Source organism: Oceanobacillus alkalisoli (assembly GCF_021556485.1).
Taxonomy (GTDB): Bacteria; Bacillota; Bacilli; order Bacillales; family Amphibacillaceae; genus Oceanobacillus; species Oceanobacillus alkalisoli.
The window spans coordinates 68,800-94,326 of record NZ_JAKGBW010000005.1 but is presented as its reverse complement, the minus strand read 5'-3'; the positions used below and the strand labels follow the sequence as shown (position 1 = coordinate 94,326).

Sequence of the window (25,527 nt, the reverse complement as noted above, 5' to 3'; positions counted from 1 at the left end):
AACTTATATGAAGGGCTTCGTCTTTCTTCACGTTACGTCACTCTTATTTACTAGCAAATGTTGTTAATAAATATTGATTGATCGTTGCCTTCATACTTTCTAATTTTCCGGATTCGTTCTTGATTTCTGTTAAACCTAGTGCATACTCCTCAAGTTTACGTAAGTCCGTGTTGCCCTGCACGATATCAAGACCAATTCCTTGTTGGTAGGATTGATAGCGCTCGCCAATCACGTCTTCAAGGACGTTATCATCGATTAAGCGTTGCGCTACTTTTAAACCAGCCGCAAAGCTGTCCATTCCTGCGATATGTGCATGGAATAAATCTTCCGGTGTAAATGAACCTCGACGAACCTTCGCGTCGAAATTCAATCCTCCGCGACCCAGGCCATCGTTTTTCAATATTTCATACATTGCTAGAACGGTAGAGTAAAGATCTGTCGGGAATTCATCCGTGTCCCACCCAAGTAATGGATGTCCTTGGTTTGCATCGACGGAACCTAACATGCCATGAATTCTAGCATAATGCAATTCATGTTCAAATGTATGACCAGCTAATGTCGCATGGTTAGCTTCAATATTAAATTTGAATATATCTTCCAAGCCATAATGTTGTAAAAATGCATAGCCACTTGCTACGTCAAAATCGTATTGGTGAGAGGTTGGTTCTTTCGGTTTTGGTTCAATCAAGAATTGAGCATCAAAATCAATTTCTTTCGCATAATCTTTCGCCATATGGAATAGACGACCAAGATTATCCATTTCGACCTTCATGTCTGTGTTTAACAGTGTTTCATACCCTTCGCGGCCACCCCAGAATACATAGTTTTCTGCTCCAAGTTCTTTTCCAACTTCTAAGCCTTTTTTCACTTTTGCAGCTGCATAAGCGAACACATCAGCATTGTTCGATGAACCTGCACCGTGTACAAAGCGTGGGTGGCTGAAGTTGTTCACCGTGTTCCAAAGTAGCTTCGTTTTACTGTCTTTCATATAATCTTTAATCATTGCAACGATTGTATCTAAGTTTTCATTAGACTCTTTTAATGAATCCCCTTCTGGTGCGATATCTACATCATGGAATGCGAAGAATGGTGCATTGATTTTTTCAAAGAATTCAAACGCTGCTTCTACACGTGCTTTCGCAAGATCCATCCCTTTATATTTATCCCAAGGTCGAATCGCTGTTCCTGCACCAAATGGGTCCGAGAGGTCTTCCGTAAAAGTATGCCAGTAAGCGATACCGAAGCGTAAGTGTTCTTCCATTGTTTTTCCGTTTATTTCTTCTTCTGGGTTGTAGAACTTGAAGGCATAAGGGTTTGTTGATTTAGGGCCTTCGTAAGTAATGGTATTGATATTCTTAAAATAGGACATAGTAGATACCTCCAAGATGTTCTAGTATTATATATTTCGTTAATATTCGGCCAAACAATAATTCTAGGATAATCTAACCCTTGAATCTGTTTACACACCCTATAAATCAAAGGTTAGGTTACTTTTTTAGTTAAATTCCGGTACTTACTTCGCAGTTAGTACACTTTCAGGGGATAACCAAAACGGGCTATAATATCCAGGGTTTGATGATAACGGAAGTAAGCTATCATCAATATTCAGTCCAATTTCTTCTCTTAAAAACCTCTGTCTAAGCGTAATACGTTTCCAAACTTCCGGGTACTTTTCTGCCAATTGCTTCCGTAAGTTTTCATCAGCGAATACAACACTGTCTTCACAGTTCAAAATAACACCATCGACTAATGGAGCAGGGATAATATCTAACTGAATAGCCATACCAGATTGAATTACATCTTGACTGTTTGGTCGAACTGGCGTATGCAACCATTCATCCATACTTGTCAAGTGACCAGGGTTAAGTGCAGGCCTTAATCCACCTTCAGCTAAAACTTCAGACACTTTTTCAAATAGGTCTCCACCAGAAACCCCAATAGCTGCATATTCATACCAGGCAGCGATTCCTTTAAAATATGGAATGGCTTGCTCATTTAAAAATTCTTCATCATAATCAGCCAGCAAACCAGCTCTACAACTTAGTCCTCCCCAGTAACCTACGGCGGTCGTTACTCCATCACCTTTTGATAGTTCACGGGCTGTCGGGCTGGACAATCCTATAATTTTGTCTTTTCCTGATGAGAACATAATATGAGCGGATAATGGGTCTCCCGCATAACCCATGTTAGAAACAGCTTGGAATTCAGTCATTCCATTGTTTGAACCTTCAATAATTCGATTGACGGCCATCGAAGCACGTGCAGCTCCAAATTCAAGACCTACTATTTCTTCTACTTCATTAATTGCACGTAAACCATCTGTTGGATTCATCAATACTTTTGTAACATCTACTACCGGTTTTTCTATGATACTGTTTATACCGTCTACAATCATAGCTGGGATAAATATATTGGAAGCATGAGGGATTGTTTCTGTTTCCTCAAGATACTTCCATCCAATAACACCTATAGTATCTTCTTTGCTCATCCCGATTTCTCTAAGGATATTATCTAGACGTGGCGCTTGTGTACGATCTTGTCCCAGCAAGCTAAACGACTGAGTCAATAATACTTCAGCATCGACTTTGTTCGCTTTGAAACTATAATCAAAGCCTTCATTCCCGACTAATAAATACTTTTTGTTTTTTGGTCCAATTGCAAGCGCTGCTTCTTCAAACCTAGGATCAAATCCTGATAGGTAGTATAGATTTCCGAAGTGCTCTCTATCACCATATATAAAAATCCAATCACATTTTGCCGCTTCATATAATTTGCTACAGCGTTCTTCATAAACTTCCTTAGGAATCACCGGTCTATCTTCTGGTATTCCAAAGTCAGGCAGCTTGATGTTTTTTAATTCTAAGTTCATTTGTATACGTCTCCTTTATGAATAATATTATTTATAGTAAATTAGTTAAGTAGAACCCTACTAAACTATTACTTATCTAAGAGATAAGCTGGTCTAAGAATATTTTCAAATTCCAGCTCCTCTAAAATCTGATACGTTGCTCCTGGAGTCAGTGCTAATATTTCTAAATTCCGTCAATGTCCGTTTCGTTTCTTAATACATGAAGGATTTTATCTGCAAAATATCGATAAGTCTCTTCTGTTACAGCCCCAGAAGATAAACCGAATGTATGTATCGTTGGAATGGCAGTAGCACCCACTTCTTTAAATATTTCGGTACTTGCAACCCGATCCAACATTTCTTCTCCTTCATAAAGTGTGAAATTATCCTTATCCGTAAGAATGGGTTAAATGTATTTGATTCATGATAGAATCCACCAACTACGATTTTCATTTCCTTCACCTTACCTTCTAGATTTTGTTGGTTGATAGTATTTATCAGGTTCTTTACAATTTATCTTTCCTTTACTAACTGATCTAAGGGGTAAACTGGCCTAGGAATATTTTCATACTCCAGCTCCTCTAAAACCTGATACGTTGCCCCTGGAGTCAATGCTAATATTTCTAATTTTGCAATCGCACTTAACTCTGCAAATAGATAACCTTGTTTCACAACAATAATGTCATACTCTGATAAATCTAATCCGGCGGCTTCGAAATGGCCAATCGTTATAAATGATTCACCACTGTTTGCTACCACTAGGTCGATACTGCCGATGGATATGACATAAACTTCTCCAACTTTTACATCTGTTGAACCTAAGAATCCCATCAAATCGCCTTTTGCCTTTAGAAAACCTTTTACTGGAATGCTCTTACTATACACATCGTAATTAATTCCAACACTCACATGAATTTCATCACCAATGTTGTATTTAGCACATTCTCGAGATGCTTCCTTATCAAAAATAGACGCTATACATATTTTTTTATCTCCTACATCTTTCTGCAAGAACATATCTAACAAGTACGTATATATCCCCATACCTCCGCCAGTCGTATTATCCCCAGAGTCTGTAACAAATACGGGTTTTGATTCTGCGTTCAAAGCTGTTTGAATTGCCTCTTCCGGTTGAAGAGCAGGAACTGCAAAGCTAAATTCTTCTTTTTTAGAATAAACGTAATCAACTAATTCCTGGGCTTTTTCATTTGCCAGCTCTCTATATTCATCAGATTCCGGTACGACTATCACAGAGGGACTTGAGTTTCTAGTATCTGCCCAGGAAAATCCGATAAAGAAAGAAGCAGTCGCTATCCCATCCAACGCTTCCATTTCCTCTATCTTTCTGTAAATCGATTTTAAAGGTTCTCTCGCCCCTAAGGCTTGTTCTCCACCTATTAACATTGGTAACCTTTTAAAGGCTGGTTTTGGATACGAATTATTTTTCAAGCTTTCTAGCAGAAGCCGTGCTGTAATGATTTCCGTTTCACTCTGGTCTATATGCGGTACCGATCGGTAAGCACGAATAATATTTGCATAATCTGTCAATTCATCCGTATTGTTCGCATGAGCATCAAGTGTTAATGATATAGGGATTTCTCCACCTACTATTTCTCTTATTTCCTTCAATAGTTGCAACTCCGCTGAACCAATCCCTTCGACTGTCATTGCCCCGTGGAGGTGGAGCCATATCGCATCAACTTCGGTTTCCTTTTCTAAAACACCAAGTATCTTATCTGCGAAATATCGATATACTTCGTTCTTCACGACTCCAGACGGTAATCCAAATGCATGGATTGTTGGAATAACTGTAGCTCCAGCCTCTTTAAACACTTTCGTACTGGCAACCTTCTCCAACATTTCATCTCCTTCATGAAGATTAAAATTATCTTTATCTGTTAGAATTGGATTAAACGTATTTGATTCATGAAATAATCCGCCAACTACAATATTCATTTCATCACCTCATGTTTCAGTTTCATTATTGTAAAAAGTGGAGTGATCGTGAGTGATAATCAGGTATTATTTATTCAACTGAATGAATTTCATAATTACCAAAGCCGGCTTTCCCATCACCATATGTAGTTGGGAACGAACCAGCTCAACTACATATGGTGATGGTGAAGCATTAAATACGTATTATAAAATTCATTAAACTAATTCTTTAATAATTTTCGGGTGTAACTTTTCCAGTTTATAGAATAGCAACACAATAACTTGGATAGCAGTTAAAACTATAGGAACTCCAAATGTTATAATCCGAATAACATCAGTAGCTTGACTAGTTATCGCATCCGGATCATATCCTGCAAAAGCTAAAGCGTATCCAACAAATGCCGAACCGATAGCAACACCAAACTTAAGAGCAAAGCTATATCCAGAGAACAGCAGACCTTCTACTCGTTCACCAAACTTCCACTCATGATAGTCGATCGTTTCTGCTAACATCGTTAAGTTCGCAGGATCTCCAAAACCGATAAAGACATTAGCTAAGAAAAACAGGATGACAAATAATAATCCCGTATTCTCACCGAGCATAAAGATGGAGATAAGTAAAATGGTTGCGAGGGTATAAGCAATGATACTTGTATTTCTGCTCCCCCATCTTTTCAGTACGAACAATGCTATTAGGGAACCTACGAAACTAGCTATATTCAATAGTGTCAAATAAAGCGGTGTTTTACCTGGTTGTCCAAGATAATACGTAACATAATAGATGAGCGCTGTATTCATTACTCCCATTCTTAAAAACCAGAATATTGTACTTACAGCAATAATAACCCAGTATTTATTTTTAAACATATTTCGTATGGATGTTGTAACTCTTGCTTGCTGTGTCTGAGCATCCTCAATTCGCTCTTTACAATATTTGAATGTAATGTAAAACAAGCCTACAGCGACTACGGAGAATAACGCCATGGTGATTGGAAAGCCGATTTGTTGATTTCCATTACCGAATAATGTTGCTAAAGGGAGAACTAAGGCTGAAACAGCAATTGCACCAATCGTTCTTCCTATCCCTCGGAAACTATTTAGTTCACCTTTCTCACCTGAATCTCTCGTCATTCTTGTCATGAGTGCACCGTATGGTAAATTAATAGCTGTGTAAATCAACACTAACAAGATATACGTAACATATGCATAGATTAATTTCCCTGTATATGAGAAATCAGGTGTAATAAACATCAAGGTTGCGACAATCCCCAGTGGAATAGGTAAATATAATAAATAGGGGCGCGTTTTTCCATGCTTACTTTTTGTCCTATCGATAACCACACCCATCATTGGATCAGTAATTGCATCCAAAAGCCTTGTTACTAAAAATAGCGTCCCGGCGGCAGCTGCTGTTATGCCAAAAATATCCGTGTAGAAAAAAAGTAAGTAACTTGTGACCATCCCCCAAACAAAGTTAGAAGCAATATCCCCCGCTCCGTAGCTCATTTTTTCCTTTAGGCTCAACTTCCCAGTATTACTGACTCCATTTTGATTTGTGTTTAACGATTCCATCCTATTAGCCTCCTTTTCATTCTTAGAATACATATCAAGAATCTTTTTAGTAGAAATCCTAGCCTGCTTATTCCGCCTTGTCCTCTTCCAACAATTCATAACTTAGTCCATCCAGTGAACTAAGTTTACATAAAAAAATAGTCTCCTCCTTTTAATTTTATGTAAAATTATTCAATCAACCTAATTTTACTTAATAAATTTTTCTTTGTTCATTGGTTAAATTAAGTTTCTTGTGAATTTTAGTATACAGAAGTATGAAAACGTTGTCAATATAAATAATAGAATTATTTTAAATAATTTTACTTTCTCTTTTTATTCCATCGCCATAAAGTTAACTATAAATTCCTTGGCCTTGATTAATTTTATCTTCATTTCTAGTGTACGCTATAATACTTTCCAAACTCACTTTTCAAATTGTATAGCGGTCAAACAAAGTTTATGATAAAATAATGCTATATTATTTAATAGTGGCGAAAGAGGTGAGAGAAAAATCAAAGTAAATAAAACTTGGAATCAGCATATTGTAAAGCAAGAGAACAAATTTCTGGTTTTGAGAACAATAAGAGAAAACTCCAGTATTTCCAGTGCAGATATTGCTACTTCTACCGGGTTAAATAAGGGAACGGTTTCTTCATTAGTGACTGAGCTGTTAAATGATAAATAAATTAGTGAATTGGGACCTGGTGAATCAAGCGGTGGGAGAAAGCCTGTAATGTTACTTTTTAATCAATTAGCTGGTTATACGGTAGGTATTGATTTAGGAGTTAATTATATTCTTGGAGTTTTAACTGACTTACAAGGAAATATATACTTCGAAAAACAAGTGAACTTTACTGCTTTAACCTATGAGGAAATTTTAGAAGAACTATACACGGTAATCGATCTACTCATCTCCACTGCACCAACGAGTCATTATGGCATTATAGGAATAGGGGTCGGTGTGCCAGGTGTTGTTGATTCAGACAAGAAGATTTTACTCGCTCCAAACTTGAATTGGAGGAATGTAGATCTCCGGTCATTACTAGAACAGAAATACCACCTTCCAGTAATTATCGAAAACGAAGCAAATGCAGGAGCATATGGAGAGAAAAAATTCGGTGCTGGTAAATACTTTAACAATATTATTTACGTAAGTGTTGGGGTTGGTTTAGGTGTCGGACTTATCTTAAATGGAGAGCTTTATCGGGGGAATAACGGATTTTCCGGTGAATTTGGACATATGACGATTGAGGTTGATGGAGCTAAGTGCAGCTGTGGCAATCAAGGATGTTGGGAATTGTATGCCTCGGAAAAATCCTTAATGTTAGATGCTAAACGTTCGGGGTTAGAGATTGATCCAGATAACCTGACGCTGGAGACTATCACTGATCTCGCCACAATGGGGGATGCTGATGCCATTCAACTCTTCGAAAGAACTGGGAAATACTTAGGTGTTGGGATTAATAACATTATCAACATTTTTAACCCAGAACTAGTAATTATAGGTAACCGCATGGCAAAGGCAGAAAACTGGCTAACGAAACCATTAAATTATTTTATCCATGAACAAACACTATGGTTTAGCCAAAAGGATTTAAAAATTGACTTTTCAACTCTTTTAACCTATTCCACTTGTTTAGGAGTCGCAGCATTTTCTGTTGAAGGTTTTTTGAGAAAACACATTTATAGCGATTCGATTGCCAAACTGAATTGACATGGAACAGCTTAAATTTTAATGGTTACCCCATACGTCCCATTTATATTAATGAAAGAAGTGGGACGTTTTTTATTCAAGAATACTATCTACTAAAGTTCCTCAATATTTACATCAGAAAAAGTAATCGGCGTAAATGCTTCTGGTTTATGGTTATCATCTGATCCAACTGGATCCCAAGCCCAACCTACATTCTTATTTAATCCAACCAGCTTTTCATACCTTGAAAATTGCAGATTCCAAACGTCACCTCTCGTAGGAGGTAATGTTCGGCCATTTGCCAGCCATTTCATTCCTTCCCAAGGGAAGGCTAGTTCTACGGTCCAACCTTTATCTCTATGTGCATGGTCATTTAATTTTCCATCGATATGTACTGCGGATTTTAAACCTGGTAGATCCCAATCTCTAAACGCATATCTTAATCCACGGGGATGTGTCCCTTTCCAAAAATGTATTCCCGTTCTATCGTGGTTACCACCGAATGTGTACATATCACGATCATATAAATCAAATTCTGGGACATCGAACTTGCCCCCCCGATTATAGGCATCTTTCCAAATGAAAAAGACCTCATAAATCGTATTTAATGCATTAATTTCAAATTCATAATAAGTATCTCCGCCATCTATGAATATCTCCACATTATTTTCATTAAATAGCAGACTATCTCTTTCTGTTAATGTTGCATGTACAAAGGGTTCTTCCACCCAAAAACCAATGTATAAATATTCATCATCCCAAAGTACAGCTGATTTCGTATCGTAAAGTGCAGGTTCACCATTTACAATATCTACAAAACGAGAAGATTTAGGAGCTAGCTCCCAAGCTTTTTCATTCAGTTTACCATCTATAACTATTTTTTCTTTTGTTCGATATGCAGTGTATGTCATTTCATTTCTCCTCACAGTATTTTTTAGTTTTTTAAAACTGGGTGAACCGATGGATTGACATGCTCAGTAGGCGTGGTATTTATATCTTTGAAATAATATTTATAATTCTTACAATTATAAGGTTACGCTTTCACCTATGCATTGTCAATAGTTAATTAATTTAATTTATATAGTTTAATAAAAATGAAATGTTCCCTGGATATAGAGGAATATCCGGAGAAAGGAAATTACTTATCCATTAGTATCAGAACCCTATAATTAAGGATTTGGACAGGGCTACCATACCTTGTTTAAGTTTGTGTATGAAAGTTGGCAACTGAAACTATTGTTATTCAAAATAGTAGGTTGTTATATTGCTCCTTGACTTCAGTTTAATAATTTAATGCAATGATAGCGTAGTTTCCTAGCAATTAAAAAGGATACAGGTTCTACCCGCACCCTTTTCATCTTATTTTTTTGGTTCCAAGTCCTCTAATGAATCAATATCCATATAAGCTGGTACTGCTAATCCAACTTTTGCACCGTCCAAATTTGGCCCAAGATCTTCAAAGTCATCTTCATATTTAGAGTATAATGGTTCATGGGTTGACGGCATCCAAACAGCCATTGAAGCGTCTGCACTTCCTGTTGCGACTGCCTCAAACATAATAGCAGGATCAACTGGTGTAAGTGTTACATCAAACCCTTGCTCTTCTAGAACCCCCTTAGCTACATTAGCTGTAAACGTCGCATCATCCCAAGGGAGCAGCGCGAACTCAATAGAAGTTCCATCCACAGTGGCAACGTTTTCTGTCCATTCTGCAACGGTTTCTTGATTTTCATCAATCCATGTTTGCGCCACTGTTTCATACTCACTGTCCAGCGCTTCTAACAAAGCTTCTTCTACATCTTCCAGTTCAAGTTCTATTCGGTCAATGATAGTGTATGCTTCGGGCATTTCATCCTTTAATCCATTTCTTACAATTGTTCTAATCTCTTCCTCTTCTCCGTATATATTCAGTGGGTCTTCTAAATATTTCAGGTCCCAATTCGCAAACTTATAATGAGGAGACCACGCGGAAAAGATAATCGGCTCTTCATTAGAAATCGCTTCACTTAATTCCGTTAACATGGCGCCCGCTGAGGACAGATCTTGTTCCCAGCCTTGAAGACTGTCATATGTCGCCATGGCTTCCTCATTCTTTTCCGTTTGTCCGGCACCTGGCTCCGTTCCAGTTATTGTATATTTCAGTGCCGCACTGACGTTCTCTTGCTTCTCTTCCCCTTCTGCTGCAGTTCCACAACCTGCTGCAAGCAACGTAAAGGAAAGCCCAGCAATTATACCTATTTTCTTAAAATTAACCATAAAAAAACAAACACCCCTATTTCTCTGTTTTGCTGCTCTAATCATATGGGATAATCATTCATATAAAAGAGCAACACAATCTATGTTATAGCTTTACAAGATTTGATTCAAACAGAGAATAACGAGCCTAATGCTCATTTTCTGTGCTTATTTTTGAATAGTACAGTAATCTAGCAGGTTATGTTAGAATATATCGTCCATACTCCATTTAACGGGCCTATCACCAGAACTAGTGACTGTCTACGAGTGGGTTGAGCAATTCCACCACATATACAGCTAACATCTTGATAAATTTTCATTGGATTATCGATCCTTAAAATGGCATAGTATATAAACAATTCCCCAAAGGTCATTGTCTCTAACCTTTGGGGAATTTCCTGATTTTTCACTTACTCACTTACATTCCCCTCCGCAGGGATTGGACTATCCTTCAGTATCTTCGCTAAGTGAACAATATTATGACTCGCAATCCGTGCATTCTTTTGTGTGAATTCATTATTTTTTCCTTTTGCCTCAATATAGGAAGGGCCTGGACCAGCATCTCCCACCCAGTAAGACAGCGGATTAGGTGGCAAGGAGAATCCAAAATGTCCTAAGCTGAAGAGAATATCTCTCGCCGCATGCTTGGCACCATCTTCATTACCAGTCACTACAGCACCGGCAACCTTATTATAATAGACAGGCTGTCCTTTATCATTCGTCTTAGAGCCAGAACCGCTAATCCGTTCCAGAACCATTTTAGCGACACTGCTCTTTTCACCAATCCACAAGGGTGTGCCAAAGAGCAGAATATCAGCATTTTTTATTTTCTCCGCGATTACTGGCCACTCGTCTCCATCGCCCATATCCACCTCGACTCCAAACGCTATATTGTAATCAACTACCCGAACCGTTTCTGTTTCGATTTGCTTTTCTTTAAAGACATCAATAAATTCCTGTAATAAAGCATCCGTATTGGATACTTCATTAGAAGGTTTTAGAGAACAGTTTAAGATTAATGCTTTCACAAAGACACTCCCTTTCTATCAATATATATAGTTTCTTCCCGATTTGTGTTACTATAATCGTTTACCAGAATCACTCTATGAAAGAAATAATATGTTTTAAATTCAATAATTGTGGTAAATGTCGATAGGTAATGCACACGAAAATAAAAAGGAACAAGACACTTAACCCCTTCCTGTCTACCCTTTGCTTTTTCATTGAGCTTTCAACCAACTCCCATTACACTAATAGAAAGTCAACCAACTCCTATGCAGAAAGGACATTACTCCTAATGATTTCATTTGAAAATGTTACGAAGCAATATAATGGTGATACTCTTGCAGCAGATGCCATCAACTTTACAGTTAATAAAGGGGAATTTTTTGTATTAATTGGTCCGAGTGGCAGCGGTAAGACAACGACGCTAAAAATGATCAATCGCCTCATCCCCTTGACAACTGGAACCATTTATATGGATGGAAAAAGGATTAGCGACTATAAGATCGATGAACTTCGCTGGAATATCGGGTATGTCTTACAGCAGATTGCGCTATTTCCACATATGACGATTGAAGAAAACATTGCAATTGTGCCTGAGCTCAAACAATGGGACAAAGAAAAAATCCGCAATCGTGTAACAGAATTATTGGATATGGTAGGTCTTGACCCTACTACTTACCGGAGCCGGATGCCCCATGAGCTTTCTGGTGGGGAGCAGCAGCGGGTAGGTGTGGTTCGTGCTTTAGCAGCCGACCCGGAAATCATATTAATGGACGAGCCATTCAGTGCGCTAGATCCCATCAGCCGGGAAAAATTGCAAGAGGATATCATTCACTTGCAGCGTACGATTAAGAAAACAATTGTATTTGTTACCCACGACATTCAAGAAGCACTGAAACTGGCAGATCGGATTTGTTTAATGAAGGAAGGGAAACTCATTCAGTTAGGAACACCGGACGAATTAATAAATGAGCCAGCGAATGACTTTGTCCGCGATTTCGTAGGAAGTGCTAGTCACCTGGGGACAGATTTTGATTTAGAACAATACATTCATCCCATCCCCAATCTGACAGGGCAGGAACCCTCCGCTATTTCCGCTTCCGCAACATTGGCCGAAGTGTTAGACCGGTTATCCGAACATGATTCACTTTCCGTAGAAAAAAACGGTGTTCCGATTGGTGTAGTCAATCGGCAAATCATGATTGATTATTTCTCCCAACATATAACGAAAGAGGGAAATAGCGATGAATAACTTGATTAAAGTATTCCAAAATCGCCAGCATGAATTGTTCCAAGCACTTATTGAACATATTCAAATTTCGTTTATTGCGCTCTTTTTTGCAGTCTTAATTGCTGTACCATTAGGGATTTATTTAACGAAAAAAGTTCGTGTTGCCGAGAGCATCATCGGGATTGCTGCGATGTTGCAGACGATTCCTTCCTTAGCATTACTCGGCTTGTTCATTCCTTTGCTTGGGATTGGTAAAGTTCCTGCTATTATTGCGTTGGTCATCTATGCTTTACTACCCATTCTCCGCAACACGTACACTGGAATTAAAGAAGTGGATGCCTCTTTAATTGAAGCGGCGATGGCAATGGGGATGAACACAAGAAAAAGATTGTTGAAAGTGGAATTACCGCTTGCGATGCCAGTGATTATGGCAGGAATTCGGACGGCGATGGTATTAATTATTGGAACGGCAACCCTTGCTGCATTAATCGGTGCAGGGGGATTAGGGGATTTAATTCTGCTTGGAATCGATCGGAATAATTCTGCACTTATTTTACTTGGAGCTATTCCAGCAGCTTTACTTGCAATTTTATTTGACCTTGTACTACGCGGTATCCAAAAGCTTTCGTATAAAAAGACACTTGTAACGATTGGAATCATTGTTGTCTTTACATTCGGTATATCCGTTCTTCCCAATTTACTCGCTGGAGACGAAGAAACAATCATAATTGGGGGCAAATTAGGTCCCGAGCCTGAGATTTTAATTAATATGTATAAGATTCTAATTGAAGACGAAACCGATTTGAACGTGGAATTAGAGCCTAGCCTTGGGAAAACAACCTTTTTATTCAATGCTTTAGAGTCCGGAAACATCGATATTTATCCAGAATTTACAGGGACGGCAATAACCCAATTTCTAGATGAAACCCCGGTTAGCAATGATAAACAGGAAGTGTACGAACAAGCGAAATCCGGCTTACTCGAGCATAACGATTTAGTCCTGTTAGAACCGATGGATTATAATAATACGTATACACTAGCTGTATCGGAAGAGTTTACCCGCGAGCACAACATAGAATCAATTTCTGATTTACAGGGGTTAGAAAATGAAGTGAAAGCTGGATTCACCTTGGAATTTACAGATCGCGAAGATGGATATGTTGGTATTCAAGAGCTTTATGGCCTCGAATTCCCTGATCTCGTGACAATGGAACCGAAATTGCGTTATACAGCGATTGAGCAAGGGGATATCAATGTATTGGATGCTTATTCTACTGATAGTGAGCTGAGGCGTTATAATCTCACCGTATTGGAGGATGATTTAGAATTATTCCCGCCTTATCAAGGTGCTGCTTTACTGAGAAGTGAAACACTCGAGGAATACCCGGAACTGGAAGGTATCTTAAATCAGTTAGCTGGGAAAATAACGGATGAGGAGATGCGAGAGATGAATTATCAGGTGGCAGTGGAAGGAAGAAGTGCTGCAGAAGTCGCGCGGGAATTTTTAGAGAATGAGGGGCTCCATACAAATTAATGCAAAAAATCGGTTTCTCAATGGTAGAAACCGATTTTCTATGTATTCCATGATTAAATTTAGGATAACTTTGCCAGAATCTCACGGATAAACACAGGCTCATCTTTAGGTGTACGTGAGGTAATCAAATTTTCACTAACCACAACTTCTTTATCGTGATAAGTCGCGCCTGCTAGTTTTACATCATCGCGAATTCCGATGAAGCATGTTGCTTCTTTTCCTTTTAGAATGTCCGCACTGATCATGATTTGTGGTCCATGACAGATACCAGCAATTAATTTGTCGTCTTGATTGATTTCCTTCACAAAACGAATAACATCATCATTGACACGCAATGCTTCCGGAGCGCCTCCACCTGGGATAATAACCGCATCGAACTCATTAGCGTTTGCCTCAGATGCCGCAAGATCAGCAGTATAGGAGACTGTTCCTTTTTTCCCGTCGCATTGTGCACCTTTTTCCAAACCAATAATAATTGCTTCGTGCCCTGCTTCTTTAATAGCTTCATATGGATTTTTCATTTCGGAATCCTCAAATCCGCTCGCCAAAAGAAATGCTACCTTTGCCATACTAACTACCTCCAGCTCATTTATATTTACGAAATTATTATAATTTACGATTGAGAAATTAGCAAAGCAACTGCTTAAAATAAGACTAAATTATAATAAATATTTTGGAGTTGATAAATTTCTAATTCTCAAGTGCCTAGAATTAAGATACAGATTAATCTTTTCTATATAGTTGTGCACCATGAACAAAAGCAATTATCACGATGTCTTCATCGCGTATTTATAGATTAGACGGTAACGATGAATGAATATTTCTCTAACATCATCATCATTATGCTCAGGGACTATCCTCCCTCTACTAGCGAAGTGGCTCAATGTTCTAGACTGTTCTTTCACTTTATGATAAAAAGTGATTGCGTAAGCAAGCGAATCATCATATATGTAAGCGACTGCTATTTGTTAACGATTTTGTAAGATATACACGCAACAACAGATAGCTATGCAAGAAGCAAGCCAAACCATATCATAAAGTATAATCCCACTCGGTAATTTAAATAACGAGTGGGATTTTAAGAGAGAGTTTACTCCCCATCAATAATCTCCCTATACTCTTCTTCCGACATATTCAAAGCTTCCGCAGAATACTTTTTCCCTTTTTCCTCATATACTTTCCTAAAAGATTCATCCAGCTCCTCAGCTGTAATGATGCCTTTTTCGATTAATAGATTTGCAAGTGCTTCCGTCGCTACACGTTCTTTTACAATTTGACCGAACATCCTGCCCATCGCTGCACTTAACTCGGTTTTGTCTTCATTCATTTTCTCTCCTCCTACCAGAAAATATACAAAATAAGAGATGAAAAGTTATTTTGTCATGCTACTATTTTTCATCTTGTTAGTCAACATTTTGTTTCAAACTGAGGTAGTCATTCCACCGACAAATAAATCCCTATAATCAAATCTCCTCTAATGTTGCAGTCATTCTACTTGAATTTCATCTAACCCTCTAAACTTCAAATCGTCCCGATCCATTTTTAAGATCGGGACGATTGGAAGTTCATGCAGATGAATAACTTACTTAATAAACAACTCCCTCGGAAACTGTGTTATCGTTTCACACCCTTTCCCCGTAACACGTAACGTTTCCGTAATTGCAACACCATAACCGTCCAGCCACATACCTGGCATCATATGAAACGTCATATTTTGTTTTAAAACCGTTTGATCACCCGGTCTGAAATAAGCCGTATCTTCCGACCAACTCGGTGGATAACCGATACCGACTGCATAACCCAGTCTGGATTCTTTTTCGAGTCCATACTTATTTATTTCTTTTTGCCAAACACGCTCCACCTCTTCACACGTAACACCTGGTTTAATAGTCGCAAGAGCGATGTTCAAACTTTCTATTACAATTTTAGTAGTTTCTACTAATTGTTTTGGGGGTTCTCCAATAAATACAGTTCTAGCGAGTGGTGCATGATAGCGCTTATAGCAACCGGATATTTCGATATATACCGGTTGATTATTTTGATATTTCCCTTCTGTCGTCCATGAGAAATGGGCTCCCGCTGTTCGGTCTCCAGTTGGCATAATTGCCGCTAATGCGGGATACTCACCACCAAACGCATCTGTTCCTTCTATTAAATCGTGATATATTCCTGCTGCAACATCCGTCTCTCTGATGCCAACATCAATTTTTCTAATTGCATTGCGCATCGTTTTTTCTACTATTCTCGCTGCAACTTGCATATATTCCAATTCCGTTTTTGTCTTTTCCGCTCTTACCCAACTTACGAGTTTCGTAGCATCCAAAAATTGCGCATTTGGCAAGGCTTCGAGTAATTTATTTTTCCAATGCGCATTAAAATAATAAGCATCATACTCCAGACCAATTCTTTTATTTTGCAATCCTTTTTCCGTTAAAACATCCCCAATAAAATTCATGACATGTAATTGTTTTGGTTCCCATAAATATTTATCAGGATAGGCAATAATATGTTCCTCGGACATCCATGTTGTTTCGATCGCACAATGCCGATCCATGAATCGAATGATGGCGATTGGTTCTTCTATTTCTAATGCCAGAATAACGCCCTGAGGGACATAATAAGATATTGCATCATAGCCTGTTACATAGTTTATATTGGATGGATCCGTTATTAATAATACTTCTATTCCCCGCTTTTCCATCACACGCTTAACTTTTTGAACTCTTTCCTCATATTCAATTTTTTTAAACGCTAACAATTCAACCCCCTCCAGTCAGTATGGATAAATCCACCTATATGAGCTCAACTAGATTTTTTATCAAACGTTTTCCTGTAATTTTGATTTGGTACGGGTACTCTATTAGACATACTTGACTCTAAAGCCATGAAAGCTGGCTTAGAGTTGAGTTCTATTAGACATAATATGCTCTAATTCCACGAAAGCTAGCTTAGAGATGAGTTCTATTAGACATAATAACCTCTAATTCCACGAAAGCTGCCTCAGAGAGGAGTTCTATTAGACATAGCTCTAAAGCCGCGAAAACCGTCTCTTAGACTAACTCATGGAAGAGTTCCACCGGACAAAAGAGAATTTCAAGCAACATCACTTTCTAATAGATGGCTCTGCTCCTAGACAGCAGTGAAAAACTTAAGTTCAGCATATATATTATTTTATGACTGCTTTGATCGAATCGTTAACAATGGTTACCATATCGTCAACTTGCTTTTTATTAATGATGAACGGTGGAGCGAATGCTAAAGTATCTTGACCTCCATAGACAACCGAACGGCAAATCAATCCTCTTTTTAAAGCTTCAGCCACTACTTTTGGTCCAATCGGTTCTACTGCAGCTGACTCTCTTTCCAGGCTGATCGCTCCGAGTAATCCGATCCCTCTCACATCTAGCACGTTCTCGTTTTGCTCTTGAAGCCATTTAAATCCGTTAAGCATTTCCTGACCCATCGTGCGGACATTTTCGATTAAGTTTTCCCTTTCAATAATTTCGAGATTCTTAAGTGCAACAGCTGCAGCGGTCGGATGGCCACTATACGTGTAACCATGCCAGAAGTTTCCTTGTGTATTTTCATAGATTTCTTTGTGAAGCTTTTCAGAAATAACCATTCCGCCGAGCGGGGCATAACCGCTTGTTACCCCTTTGGCCATCGTAATAATATCAGGTACAATCCCGAAGTTTTCCATTCCAAAGTTTGTTCCAGTGCGTCCGAATCCGCAGATGACTTCATCTGCAATCATCAGAATATCATGTTCATCACATATTTTACGTACCTCTTCAAAATAGCCCTCGGGTGGTAAGTTTACGCCTCCTGAACCTTGCACGGGCTCGGAAATAAAGGCTGCAATGGTATCCGCTCCTTCTTTTTCAATCCTATCTTTTAATGCATCGAGCGTACTATCGACATAATAAAAATCCGGTGCAATCGAAGTCGTAAACGTATGGAACTCCGGGATTCCCGTTGCACTTGTGGCACCCATCGCAACCCCATGGTACGACTGTTTTCTTGAAATAATTTTTCTCTTTTCTGGACGTCCCTTTATTTTCCAATAATGCCGAACTGTTTTGAAGGCGGTATCATTTGCTTCCGAACCACCTGAGGTAAAAAAGGTTACATTTAAGTCACCTGGCGTCCATTTCGCTATTCTCTCTGCAAGGCGGATGACAGGCTCGTGGCTCCAATTGCTAAATGTAGATGTAAAAGCTAGTTTTCCCATTTGCTCTTTTGCTACTTCTCCAAGCTCCTCCCTGCCATGACCTATATTCACATTCCAAAGCGAAGATAAACTGTCCATTAATTGTCTGCCTTCAACATCTTTTAAATAAATGCCGTCTCCTTCCGTAAAAATAAAGGCGGGCCCTTGTTCTTGTAATTGTTTCATATTAGAGGTCGGATGAATAAAATGCTTTTTATCCAGTTCTGTCAACTCCTGTTTCAACTCGTTACCGGTTAAAGATGAAGTCATTTTTATATCCTCCTTATGAATGAACGGAGCTTCCGTCCGATGAATAACTATACATGGGAGATTCAACTATTACCTTCTCAACTTTTCACAGACTGAAACAGTAAGCTATCCCTTCGTGTGATCAGTCATTCATTTTGATGTGTATTACATAATATTTTCTAGTGAAAGGCTTAAGTTATTTTAAATTAAAATTCACAACTTTAGGTTCAGTCATTTCTTGCATCGTAGATCTTACTCCCTCACGTCCCAATCCTGATCCCTTCACGCCGCCAAATGGCATTGCGTCAATACGGTAATCACTGCTGTCATTGATCATGATACCGCCAACCTCTAATCGCTTAATGGCCGTGAATGCAAGATCAATATCTTTCGTAAAAATTCCTGCTTGCAGTCCGTAATTGACATGGTTTGCTTTTTCAATCGCTTCATCGAGGGTTTCAACTGGAAACAAAATCACGACGGGACCAAAGATTTCTTCTTTTGCTATCTTAGCATCTGCCGGAACATCTGTTAGAACCGTCGGGGAATAAAAGGCACGATTCCGCTTTCCGCCAGCTAAAAGGGTTGCCTCTCCTTCGAGCGCTTCTGCCACCCATTCCTCTACTCGAATTGCTTCTTTTTCTGTAATCAATGGTCCCATATCCGTAGTCACATCTTTTTTATCGCCAACTTTAAATTGATTCGCCTGTTCGACGAATTTTTCCACAAAGGAATCAAACCGCTCTTTTTCAATGAAAATTCGTTGTACCCCTAAACAATTTTGCCCGACTGCTCCAAATGCACCCGTAATGCAACTGCTAACTGCTGCGTCAATATCCGCATCTTTTAAAACAATGACTGGTGAATTGGAGCCTAATTCCATGCTTAGTTTCTTTAACCCCGCAATTCTTGCTATTCTTTCTCCAGTTTCAAGCCCACCAGTGAACGAAACCATTCGAATCGATGGGTGCATAACCAATACATCACCAATCTCACTACCACTTCCGGTTACAACAGAAAGAATTTTACTCGGCAGTCCAGCAGCATCAAAAGCTTCTGCTAATAGTAGTGCACTTAGTGGTGTTAAAGTCGCTGGTTTAACGATAATCGCATTTCCAGATGCAATCGCTGGACCAACTTTATGTGCGACTAAATTTAATGGGTCATTAAAAGGGGTGATCGCTGCGATAATTCCAATTGGAAAATGATAATAATATCCTACACGATTTTCATGTCCCGGCATTTGATCAAAAGCAATGGTCTCCCCATTCATTCGTCTAGCCTCTTCCGCCGATACGCGTAATGTCGTAATGCATCTGGAGACTTCCTTTCTTGCCTCCGTTATTGTTTTACTCCCTTCTCGTGCAATTATTTCTGCATACCTTTCACTTTTTCGAGCGATATAATCCGCTGCTTTCTGAATGACAGAAATCCGCTCATGGACGGGCATATTTGCTGCTGTTTTTGCGCCTTCTTCTGCCGCTTGAATTGCTCGTAACATATCCGCTTTGGAAGCTTTTGGCACCGTTGTAATGACCGTATTATCTTGAGGGTCGTATACCGTGATTGTTTCTTCTCTTCCCAGCCATTTTCCACCTAGAAGCATCTTTTTCCCTTTGGTAACGGTCTCCATATCATCACGCACCTCTCTGAATAGAATTTCTTTTTATAGGATGAGGTACTTCTTTCCGGTTTAAAAACTGATTTACGGCAGCCACAAAAATAGCGGTTCCAATCGGTAAACATCTTTCATCGATATCAAATATTGGGGTATGAAGATCCCGGTCTAACCCATCTTCCAAGGAACATCCGAGAAAGAACATGGAACCTGGAATCTGTTCTGTCATATATCCGAAGTCCTCCCCACCCATGCCAAATGGTTCCCAATGAATTGCCATCTCCGGATAAATTTCTTTCAGGCTTTGTTCAATAAGCATATTGACTTCCATATTATTATTTAAGGCTGGTTCTCCCTTTTCTAAATGGAATTCATACGAACCACCAAAATGTTCAGCCATTTTAAATACATTTTCCACTTCTTTTGCAAGCTTTTTCCTCGCTTCGGGAGAATACGATCGTAAGGTGCCTTCTATTTTCACTTCAGAAGGAATCACATTGTTTGCAGCTCCCGCCTCAATCTTTCCAATACTCGCTGCAACGATATCAAGCGGTGAGATTCTTCTTCCTACCGATCCATAGAATGTTTGCAATATCGTTCCTAACATCCATAATGGATCAATCGCTAAATGTGGATATCCGCCATGCCCCCCAGTCCCTTTTATCGTTGCCTCAAATCCATCAATATTTGACATACTTATTCCATTGTTCATCTGAATGACTCCAACAGGATGCCAAGGACATACATGGAGCGCAATAATAGCGTCCACCTGTTCTAACGCGCCAGCTTCGATCATATACGAGGCGCCGGACCTGCCGCGAGCATCCGTACTCTCTTCTGCTGGCTGAAAAATAAACTTCACCGTTCCAGTCAATTTCCCTTTTCTAAATTGTTCACTAAGCAAATGAGCCGCTCCCAACAGCATGGAAGTATGTGCATCATGTCCACATGCATGCATAACGCCGTCGTTTTTAGAAGCGAAAGCATGTGTATTTTCTTCATGGATAGGCAAAGCGTCCATGTCTGCTCTGAGTGCAATTGTTGGTCCGTGACCGGTTGTTAAGGTTGCGACGATTCCATATCCACCCACATTTGTTTCGACATCGAGATTACCGATTCTTTCTAATTCATTCACAACAAATTTCGCTGTCTCTACTTCTTCAAAGCTTAGTTCCGGATGCTCATGCAAATAGCGACGCCATAACGTTAATTTGTCAAATAAGGATTCAGCTCCTTCTACTATTTTCATAACACATCACTCACTTTATCCCTGTTAATTTTGTACCCCGGTTCCTGTTAAACCATTATATGATGCTTCAATGAAGCGCGACAATTGTAATTTTGTATGAACTTTTTATGAACAACTCTATACAAATTGTATGAACCTTTCGTTCTCTCATTCTTTTGTTTCGAGGACACCTGTTAACCAAACTTTTATACTGATATTTAATAACAATACATCGTCGGGATTATCTAGTGATAAGTTTGTTAAGCTTTCTATCTTTTTTAACCGGTACAATAAGGATTGTCGGTGCAGATGTAATATACGTGCAGCTTGGCTAACATTTCCATTTTGATTATCATAGGCAATAAATGTATCAATTAGATCCATTCTCCTCTTTTCTTCATATTCAATTAATGGAGCAATCGTTGATAATGTGATCTCTTTTATTTCCGGATGATTGGCTAGATGGAGTAATAGCCGATTAAGCTGCGTATCCTGAAAATCCATTCGGTCTCCAGGTTTCTTTTGTTTTAATCCTAAATCCAATGCGGAATTTGCCTTTTTATAGCTTTCATGAAACGTCATCAGCCCATCTTGATGCATGCCAAATCCCCATGAAAAAAGCACACCAGGAATAAGCGCATGTAATCGTTTATCAACTAAATCTAAAAAATGATGGACGGAACTTTGTTCTTCATTTTTCGATTCTAAAAAAATGATGATCTGGTCCTCATCATAGGTGAATGCGGCATGCTTTCCAACAACCGTTGCGGCATACCTTACCTCTTCTTCCATATAATAAATAATACTCTTAAAACTTGAGCCTTGATCAGTATAATGCCCTTCCGTTAATTCATCTAAGTTCTCAGAGTATCCCACTATACAGAGGTATGGAACATGAAGATTATATCCAAATAATTTGGCACGTGATTGCACATTTTTGTCCAAATGAATAGGAGGAGTTTTGGCTAAGCCCCGAATAAATCCATTCTGCAGACGCATTTCCGTTTGCACAATCGCATCGTCCCTGGAAATCCACAGTGCTGTTGCAGCCGCCAAACTATCCAACACTTGCAGTGCACTACTCGTAAGTAGCTTTTGTTCTCGTAAACAAATAATAAAATAACCTTCTGCAAAACTATTCGAACCCGAAGTTATTTCCTTTTTTAGTAAAAAACCATTTTTATACGGTACTTTCTGAATATGATGAAAGGATAATTCATCAACATGGCATGCCTTATTTTCTTCCAGTATATCCCATAAACGAATCATTTCTTCCGCACCTGCATGTGTAGACTTTAATCTGCCTTTCCGGTCTGCAAAAACTAGCTTAAAGTGCAATTCCCTTTCAACATGCTGAATAATTTCGGCTAAGTCTTTCCCTTGGATAACAAAGTCAATTAACGTTTTTTGCGTGTCCCTTGCTTTTTCCGAGAAACTTTCTTGCCTTTGATTGATTTCTTTCATCGTCTCTCTTTGAATATCTGAAAATCTTAATTCCCAAGGAAGTTCAATTAAAACAAATTTCTTCTCTTCGGCAAAGTCGATTATTGCATCGGGAATATCAAATATATAGCGGCCAATTGCTATCCCCAACGCGGAGGCTCCTGATTCATATACATCTTTAACGAATTCATAAAGCAAATTAGCATCATGTTCAGTCCCCATCCCAGTAGTTAAAACAAATTCATGTTCACGTACAAAGTTCTCCACGGGACCTTCAATTGCAGCCATCCACTCTACTTGGCGCTGATCTAAAATATCGATACCGGTTATCACTCTAGTCGCATTAAATATAGGAAGGTTTACTATTTCTTGAACCGTAATGCTCATTTACCTCACGCTCCATTTCGCATAAATTTCACTAATTGAAAGCGTACATATTGATAGTTATTTTACTAGCTAGCATACATCTATTAGGCCATACATACACTTGTAGGACTAGTTAAATGAAAATAACCTGTAAAAGATAAGCATAAACGCAATTTTGATATATCTTTCCTTTACTACTGTATTATTACCTTTATTACTTATGCATGAAAAAGACAACATCGGCTATAGAACAGGCTGATGTTGTCTTTTTACTTTTTAGATATTCATTTTTTTGATACATAATCAGTCTATCAACAAATAAATCTGCAAATCTCCAATTCCATCAAATGTTGCAGTCAAGCGGATCGATTTCTCATACCCCGACAATGTCGTATCCCCTTGCATAATGGTTGGGGCAGTAATATCTGTCGTCACGTCGTTCTCCACAATAACCGTTGCTATCCCACCAGCAAGCATGTTACCTAGTTCCCCGCTAAAAGAAGGTAGCATTTCATCTCCCACCGGCATGCCGAACATGCTTTCACCAATGGAACGGAAGACTGCTTGGTCACCAGCTAAAATCAACCTGCCCTTAATGTCACCTGTAATCCCAATCAATACCCCAAATTCCAGATGCAGCGTATTTCCTAATAAACTAGGTTTACTCATTTGAAATGGGATCGGCACAATCGACTGTAACGTATGATTTGTCCCATTTAATAAAACCGTGATTGTTCTGTTTCGATCAGTTGTAGCTTTCGTCATTTTTCTAAACTCCATTTCCTTGGATTTAATTATTCTTCATCCACATCGATTTCATAATTAGGCAAAATAAGAACCTCTACTCTCCTATTTTTCTCCCTGTTTGCTTCACTCGTGTTCGGCACGATTGGACGGTACTCACCAAATCCCTTCGCACTGAAACGAGCTGGGTCATGGTCGTCATTATCGAGAATTAATCCCATGAAATTAACGGCCCGTATCACACTTAGCTCCCAATTCGATGGGAATTCTTCATTATTAATCGGCCGGTCGTCCGCATGACCACTTATTTCAATATGATGTGGCGGATCGGTGTTTAACAACCTGGAGACTTCGGTGATAATCTCCCTACCCTCATCGTTAACTTCCGCACTTCCCATATCAAACGTCACATCATTTAAAATCGTCAGCATTAACCCTTCATTGCTTAATTCCGTGGACAGTGCTCCCGATAACTCATTTGTTTCGATATACCCGTTGATACGAGCTTGAAGTTCTCTAAGGTTCTCCACTTCTCTCCTGCCATCACTTATGGCTTCTTCCGTTGAATCCTCGATGAAGTCCTCATCTTCTGTATTTGGCTCATTTTCATCGATTGCAGTTTCTGATGGATCATCCGCTGGAGCCCGTTCCAGTAAAATGGAACCTCCACCGGAGAACTCACTTTTAAATACATTGGAAAGCTGTTCATATTTTTGCGCATCGATTTCGCTCATGGCAAATAATACAATAAATAGTGCGACGAGCAAAGTTAGCATATCAGAATAGGGAAGCAGCCATGCATCATCTGATTGCTGTTCCGTCTTTTTTCTTCTGCGTCTACTCATCTGCTGTCACCTGCTTTATCTTGGCAATTTCTTTTGAAGTGAGGTACGAGCTTAACTTATCCCTTACTGCCGCGGGAGAGTCTCCGTTCACAACAGAAAGAACTCCCTCAACAATGATTTCCTTTCGTTGGATTTCTTTCTTCGATTTCTGCCTTAATTTATTTGCAAATGGATGCCACAATACGTAACCAGAAAAGATACCTAATAGCGTTGCAATGAACGCAGCGGCTATCGCCTCACCCAATAGTTCCATATCATTCATATTACCAAGTGCTGCAATTAGTCCAATAACAGCACCTAGAACCCCAAGCGTCGGCGCATACGTACCAGCTTGTGCGAAAACCGCAGCACCTTCCTCGTGCCTCACTTCCATGGCATCAATTTTTTCCAACATGACCTCACGAATGAACTCTGGTGAATGGCCATCAACCGTCAACTGTAAACCGGATGAAATAAAATCATCATCCCATGCTTCTATTTCCGTTTCTAAAGACAGCAATCCTTCTCTACGCGCTTGATCTGACATCTTGGAAAAGTCTTCAATCAGCAACCCTAAATCCTCTTGCTTCTCTTCTTTAAACAAGATTTTGAAATAAGAAGGAATCTTCTTAATCGTACTTGCAGGAAATGCAATCAACACAGATGCAGCCGTTCCTACAAAGATTATGATAAGAGCTGCCGGGTTAATCAACGCTTCAGCACCGACACCTTTTAAAACCATTCCAACCGCAACCGAAATAATCCCTAAGATAATACCAATAATTGATGTTTTATCCATCTCTATCCCTCCAC

The 25,527-nt window shown here is 39.1% G+C and carries 22 protein-coding genes; 4 read left to right on the top strand and 18 right to left on the bottom strand.

Annotated features, from left to right (window positions below; all coding sequences use genetic code 11):
- Positions 1 to 43: 43 nt before the first annotated feature.
- The 5 genes from xylA to LZD48_RS06865 all read right to left on the bottom strand — a co-directional run bounded on the left by xylA (position 44) and on the right by LZD48_RS06865 (position 6,355).
- Positions 44 to 1,369: a xylose isomerase gene (xylA, locus tag LZD48_RS06885; protein ID WP_235762001.1), complete on the bottom strand. Its 1,326-nt coding sequence runs from the start codon at positions 1,367 to 1,369 to the stop codon at positions 44 to 46.
- A 144-nt stretch (positions 1,370 to 1,513) separates the two neighbouring features.
- Entirely contained in the window at positions 1,514 to 2,869 is a 1,356-nt protein-coding gene (locus LZD48_RS06880) for a M24 family metallopeptidase (RefSeq protein ID WP_235762000.1), read from the bottom strand.
- A 163-nt stretch (positions 2,870 to 3,032) separates the two neighbouring features.
- Positions 3,033 to 3,251 (bottom strand): M81 family metallopeptidase, encoded by a 219-nt coding sequence (locus tag LZD48_RS06875; protein WP_310739796.1) that lies wholly within the window; start codon positions 3,249 to 3,251, stop codon positions 3,033 to 3,035.
- A 110-nt stretch (positions 3,252 to 3,361) separates the two neighbouring features.
- Complete coding sequence (locus LZD48_RS06870; protein ID WP_235761998.1) at positions 3,362 to 4,804, bottom strand: M81 family metallopeptidase; 1,443 nt, start codon at positions 4,802 to 4,804, stop codon at positions 3,362 to 3,364.
- A 195-nt stretch (positions 4,805 to 4,999) separates the two neighbouring features.
- Positions 5,000 to 6,355 carry an MFS transporter gene (locus tag LZD48_RS06865; protein ID WP_235761997.1) on the bottom strand — a complete coding sequence of 452 codons (1,356 nt, stop codon included), beginning with the start codon at positions 6,353 to 6,355 and terminating at the stop codon, positions 5,000 to 5,002.
- Positions 6,356 to 6,809: 454 nt separating this feature from the next.
- Between LZD48_RS06865 and LZD48_RS18865 the strand changes: the two genes are divergently transcribed.
- Both LZD48_RS18865 and LZD48_RS06860 read left to right on the top strand, forming a co-directional pair.
- Complete coding sequence (locus LZD48_RS18865; RefSeq protein ID WP_310739795.1) at positions 6,810 to 7,019, top strand: winged helix-turn-helix domain-containing protein; 210 nt, start codon at positions 6,810 to 6,812, stop codon at positions 7,017 to 7,019.
- A gap of 48 nt (positions 7,020 to 7,067) precedes the next feature.
- The gene (locus tag LZD48_RS06860) at positions 7,068 to 8,048 is read left to right on the top strand and encodes an ROK family protein (protein ID WP_310739792.1); all 981 of its coding nucleotides are present in this window, start codon (positions 7,068 to 7,070) and stop codon (positions 8,046 to 8,048) included.
- 92 nt (positions 8,049 to 8,140) lie between these two features.
- Here LZD48_RS06860 and LZD48_RS06855 read toward each other — a convergent pair whose 3' ends face one another.
- From LZD48_RS06855 to LZD48_RS06845, 3 genes are all read right to left on the bottom strand, one after another.
- Entirely contained in the window at positions 8,141 to 8,938 is a 798-nt protein-coding gene (locus tag LZD48_RS06855) for a carbohydrate-binding family 9-like protein (RefSeq protein ID WP_235761996.1), read from the bottom strand.
- 448 nt (positions 8,939 to 9,386) lie between these two features.
- Positions 9,387 to 10,283: a glycine betaine ABC transporter substrate-binding protein gene (locus LZD48_RS06850; protein ID WP_235761995.1), complete on the bottom strand. Its 897-nt coding sequence runs from the start codon at positions 10,281 to 10,283 to the stop codon at positions 9,387 to 9,389.
- Positions 10,284 to 10,672: 389 nt separating this feature from the next.
- Positions 10,673 to 11,290: a flavodoxin family protein gene (locus tag LZD48_RS06845; RefSeq protein ID WP_235761994.1), complete on the bottom strand. Its 618-nt coding sequence runs from the start codon at positions 11,288 to 11,290 to the stop codon at positions 10,673 to 10,675.
- 269 nt (positions 11,291 to 11,559) lie between these two features.
- On the opposite strand from LZD48_RS06845, the gene LZD48_RS06840 reads away from it, so the two are divergent.
- Positions 11,560 to 12,519, top strand: coding sequence for an ABC transporter ATP-binding protein (locus LZD48_RS06840; protein ID WP_235761993.1), 960 nt, complete (start codon positions 11,560 to 11,562; stop codon positions 12,517 to 12,519).
- Positions 12,512 to 14,032 (top strand): osmoprotectant update ABC transporter permease/substrate-binding subunit OpuFB, encoded by a 1,521-nt coding sequence (gene opuFB / locus LZD48_RS06835; protein WP_235761992.1) that lies wholly within the window; start codon positions 12,512 to 12,514, stop codon positions 14,030 to 14,032. The genes LZD48_RS06840 and opuFB overlap by 8 nt, the downstream gene beginning before the upstream one ends.
- A gap of 59 nt (positions 14,033 to 14,091) precedes the next feature.
- Here the strand turns inward: opuFB and LZD48_RS06830 are convergent, their stop codons facing one another.
- The 10 genes from LZD48_RS06830 to motA all read right to left on the bottom strand — a co-directional run bounded on the left by LZD48_RS06830 (position 14,092) and on the right by motA (position 25,513).
- The gene (locus LZD48_RS06830) at positions 14,092 to 14,601 is read right to left on the bottom strand and encodes a type 1 glutamine amidotransferase domain-containing protein (protein ID WP_235761991.1); all 510 of its coding nucleotides are present in this window, start codon (positions 14,599 to 14,601) and stop codon (positions 14,092 to 14,094) included.
- Between the two features lie 521 nt (positions 14,602 to 15,122).
- Entirely contained in the window at positions 15,123 to 15,359 is a 237-nt protein-coding gene (locus LZD48_RS06825) for a nitrile hydratase subunit beta (RefSeq protein WP_235761990.1), read from the bottom strand.
- Positions 15,360 to 15,614: 255 nt separating this feature from the next.
- Complete coding sequence (locus LZD48_RS06820) at positions 15,615 to 16,790, bottom strand: M24 family metallopeptidase (protein ID WP_235761989.1); 1,176 nt, start codon at positions 16,788 to 16,790, stop codon at positions 15,615 to 15,617.
- Between the two features lie 408 nt (positions 16,791 to 17,198).
- The gene (locus tag LZD48_RS06815) at positions 17,199 to 18,512 is read right to left on the bottom strand and encodes an aminotransferase family protein (RefSeq protein WP_235761988.1); all 1,314 of its coding nucleotides are present in this window, start codon (positions 18,510 to 18,512) and stop codon (positions 17,199 to 17,201) included.
- A 175-nt stretch (positions 18,513 to 18,687) separates the two neighbouring features.
- Positions 18,688 to 20,124, bottom strand: a complete 1,437-nt coding sequence (locus LZD48_RS06810) for an aldehyde dehydrogenase family protein (protein WP_235761987.1) — start codon at positions 20,122 to 20,124, stop codon at positions 18,688 to 18,690.
- Positions 20,125 to 20,128: 4 nt separating this feature from the next.
- Complete coding sequence (locus tag LZD48_RS06805) at positions 20,129 to 21,358, bottom strand: M20 metallopeptidase family protein (RefSeq protein WP_235761986.1); 1,230 nt, start codon at positions 21,356 to 21,358, stop codon at positions 20,129 to 20,131.
- Positions 21,359 to 21,505: 147 nt separating this feature from the next.
- Positions 21,506 to 23,167, bottom strand: coding sequence for a PucR family transcriptional regulator (locus LZD48_RS06800; protein ID WP_235761985.1), 1,662 nt, complete (start codon positions 23,165 to 23,167; stop codon positions 21,506 to 21,508).
- Positions 23,168 to 23,449: 282 nt separating this feature from the next.
- The gene (locus LZD48_RS06795; RefSeq protein WP_235761984.1) at positions 23,450 to 23,911 is read right to left on the bottom strand and encodes a chemotaxis protein CheX; all 462 of its coding nucleotides are present in this window, start codon (positions 23,909 to 23,911) and stop codon (positions 23,450 to 23,452) included.
- A 29-nt stretch (positions 23,912 to 23,940) separates the two neighbouring features.
- Positions 23,941 to 24,735, bottom strand: coding sequence for a flagellar motor protein MotB (locus tag LZD48_RS06790; RefSeq protein ID WP_235761983.1), 795 nt, complete (start codon positions 24,733 to 24,735; stop codon positions 23,941 to 23,943).
- Positions 24,728 to 25,513, bottom strand: a complete 786-nt coding sequence (gene motA, locus LZD48_RS06785; RefSeq protein ID WP_235761982.1) for a flagellar motor stator protein MotA — start codon at positions 25,511 to 25,513, stop codon at positions 24,728 to 24,730. Before motA ends, LZD48_RS06790 begins: the two co-directional genes overlap by 8 nt.
- Between the last annotated feature and the right edge of the window lie 14 nt (positions 25,514 to 25,527).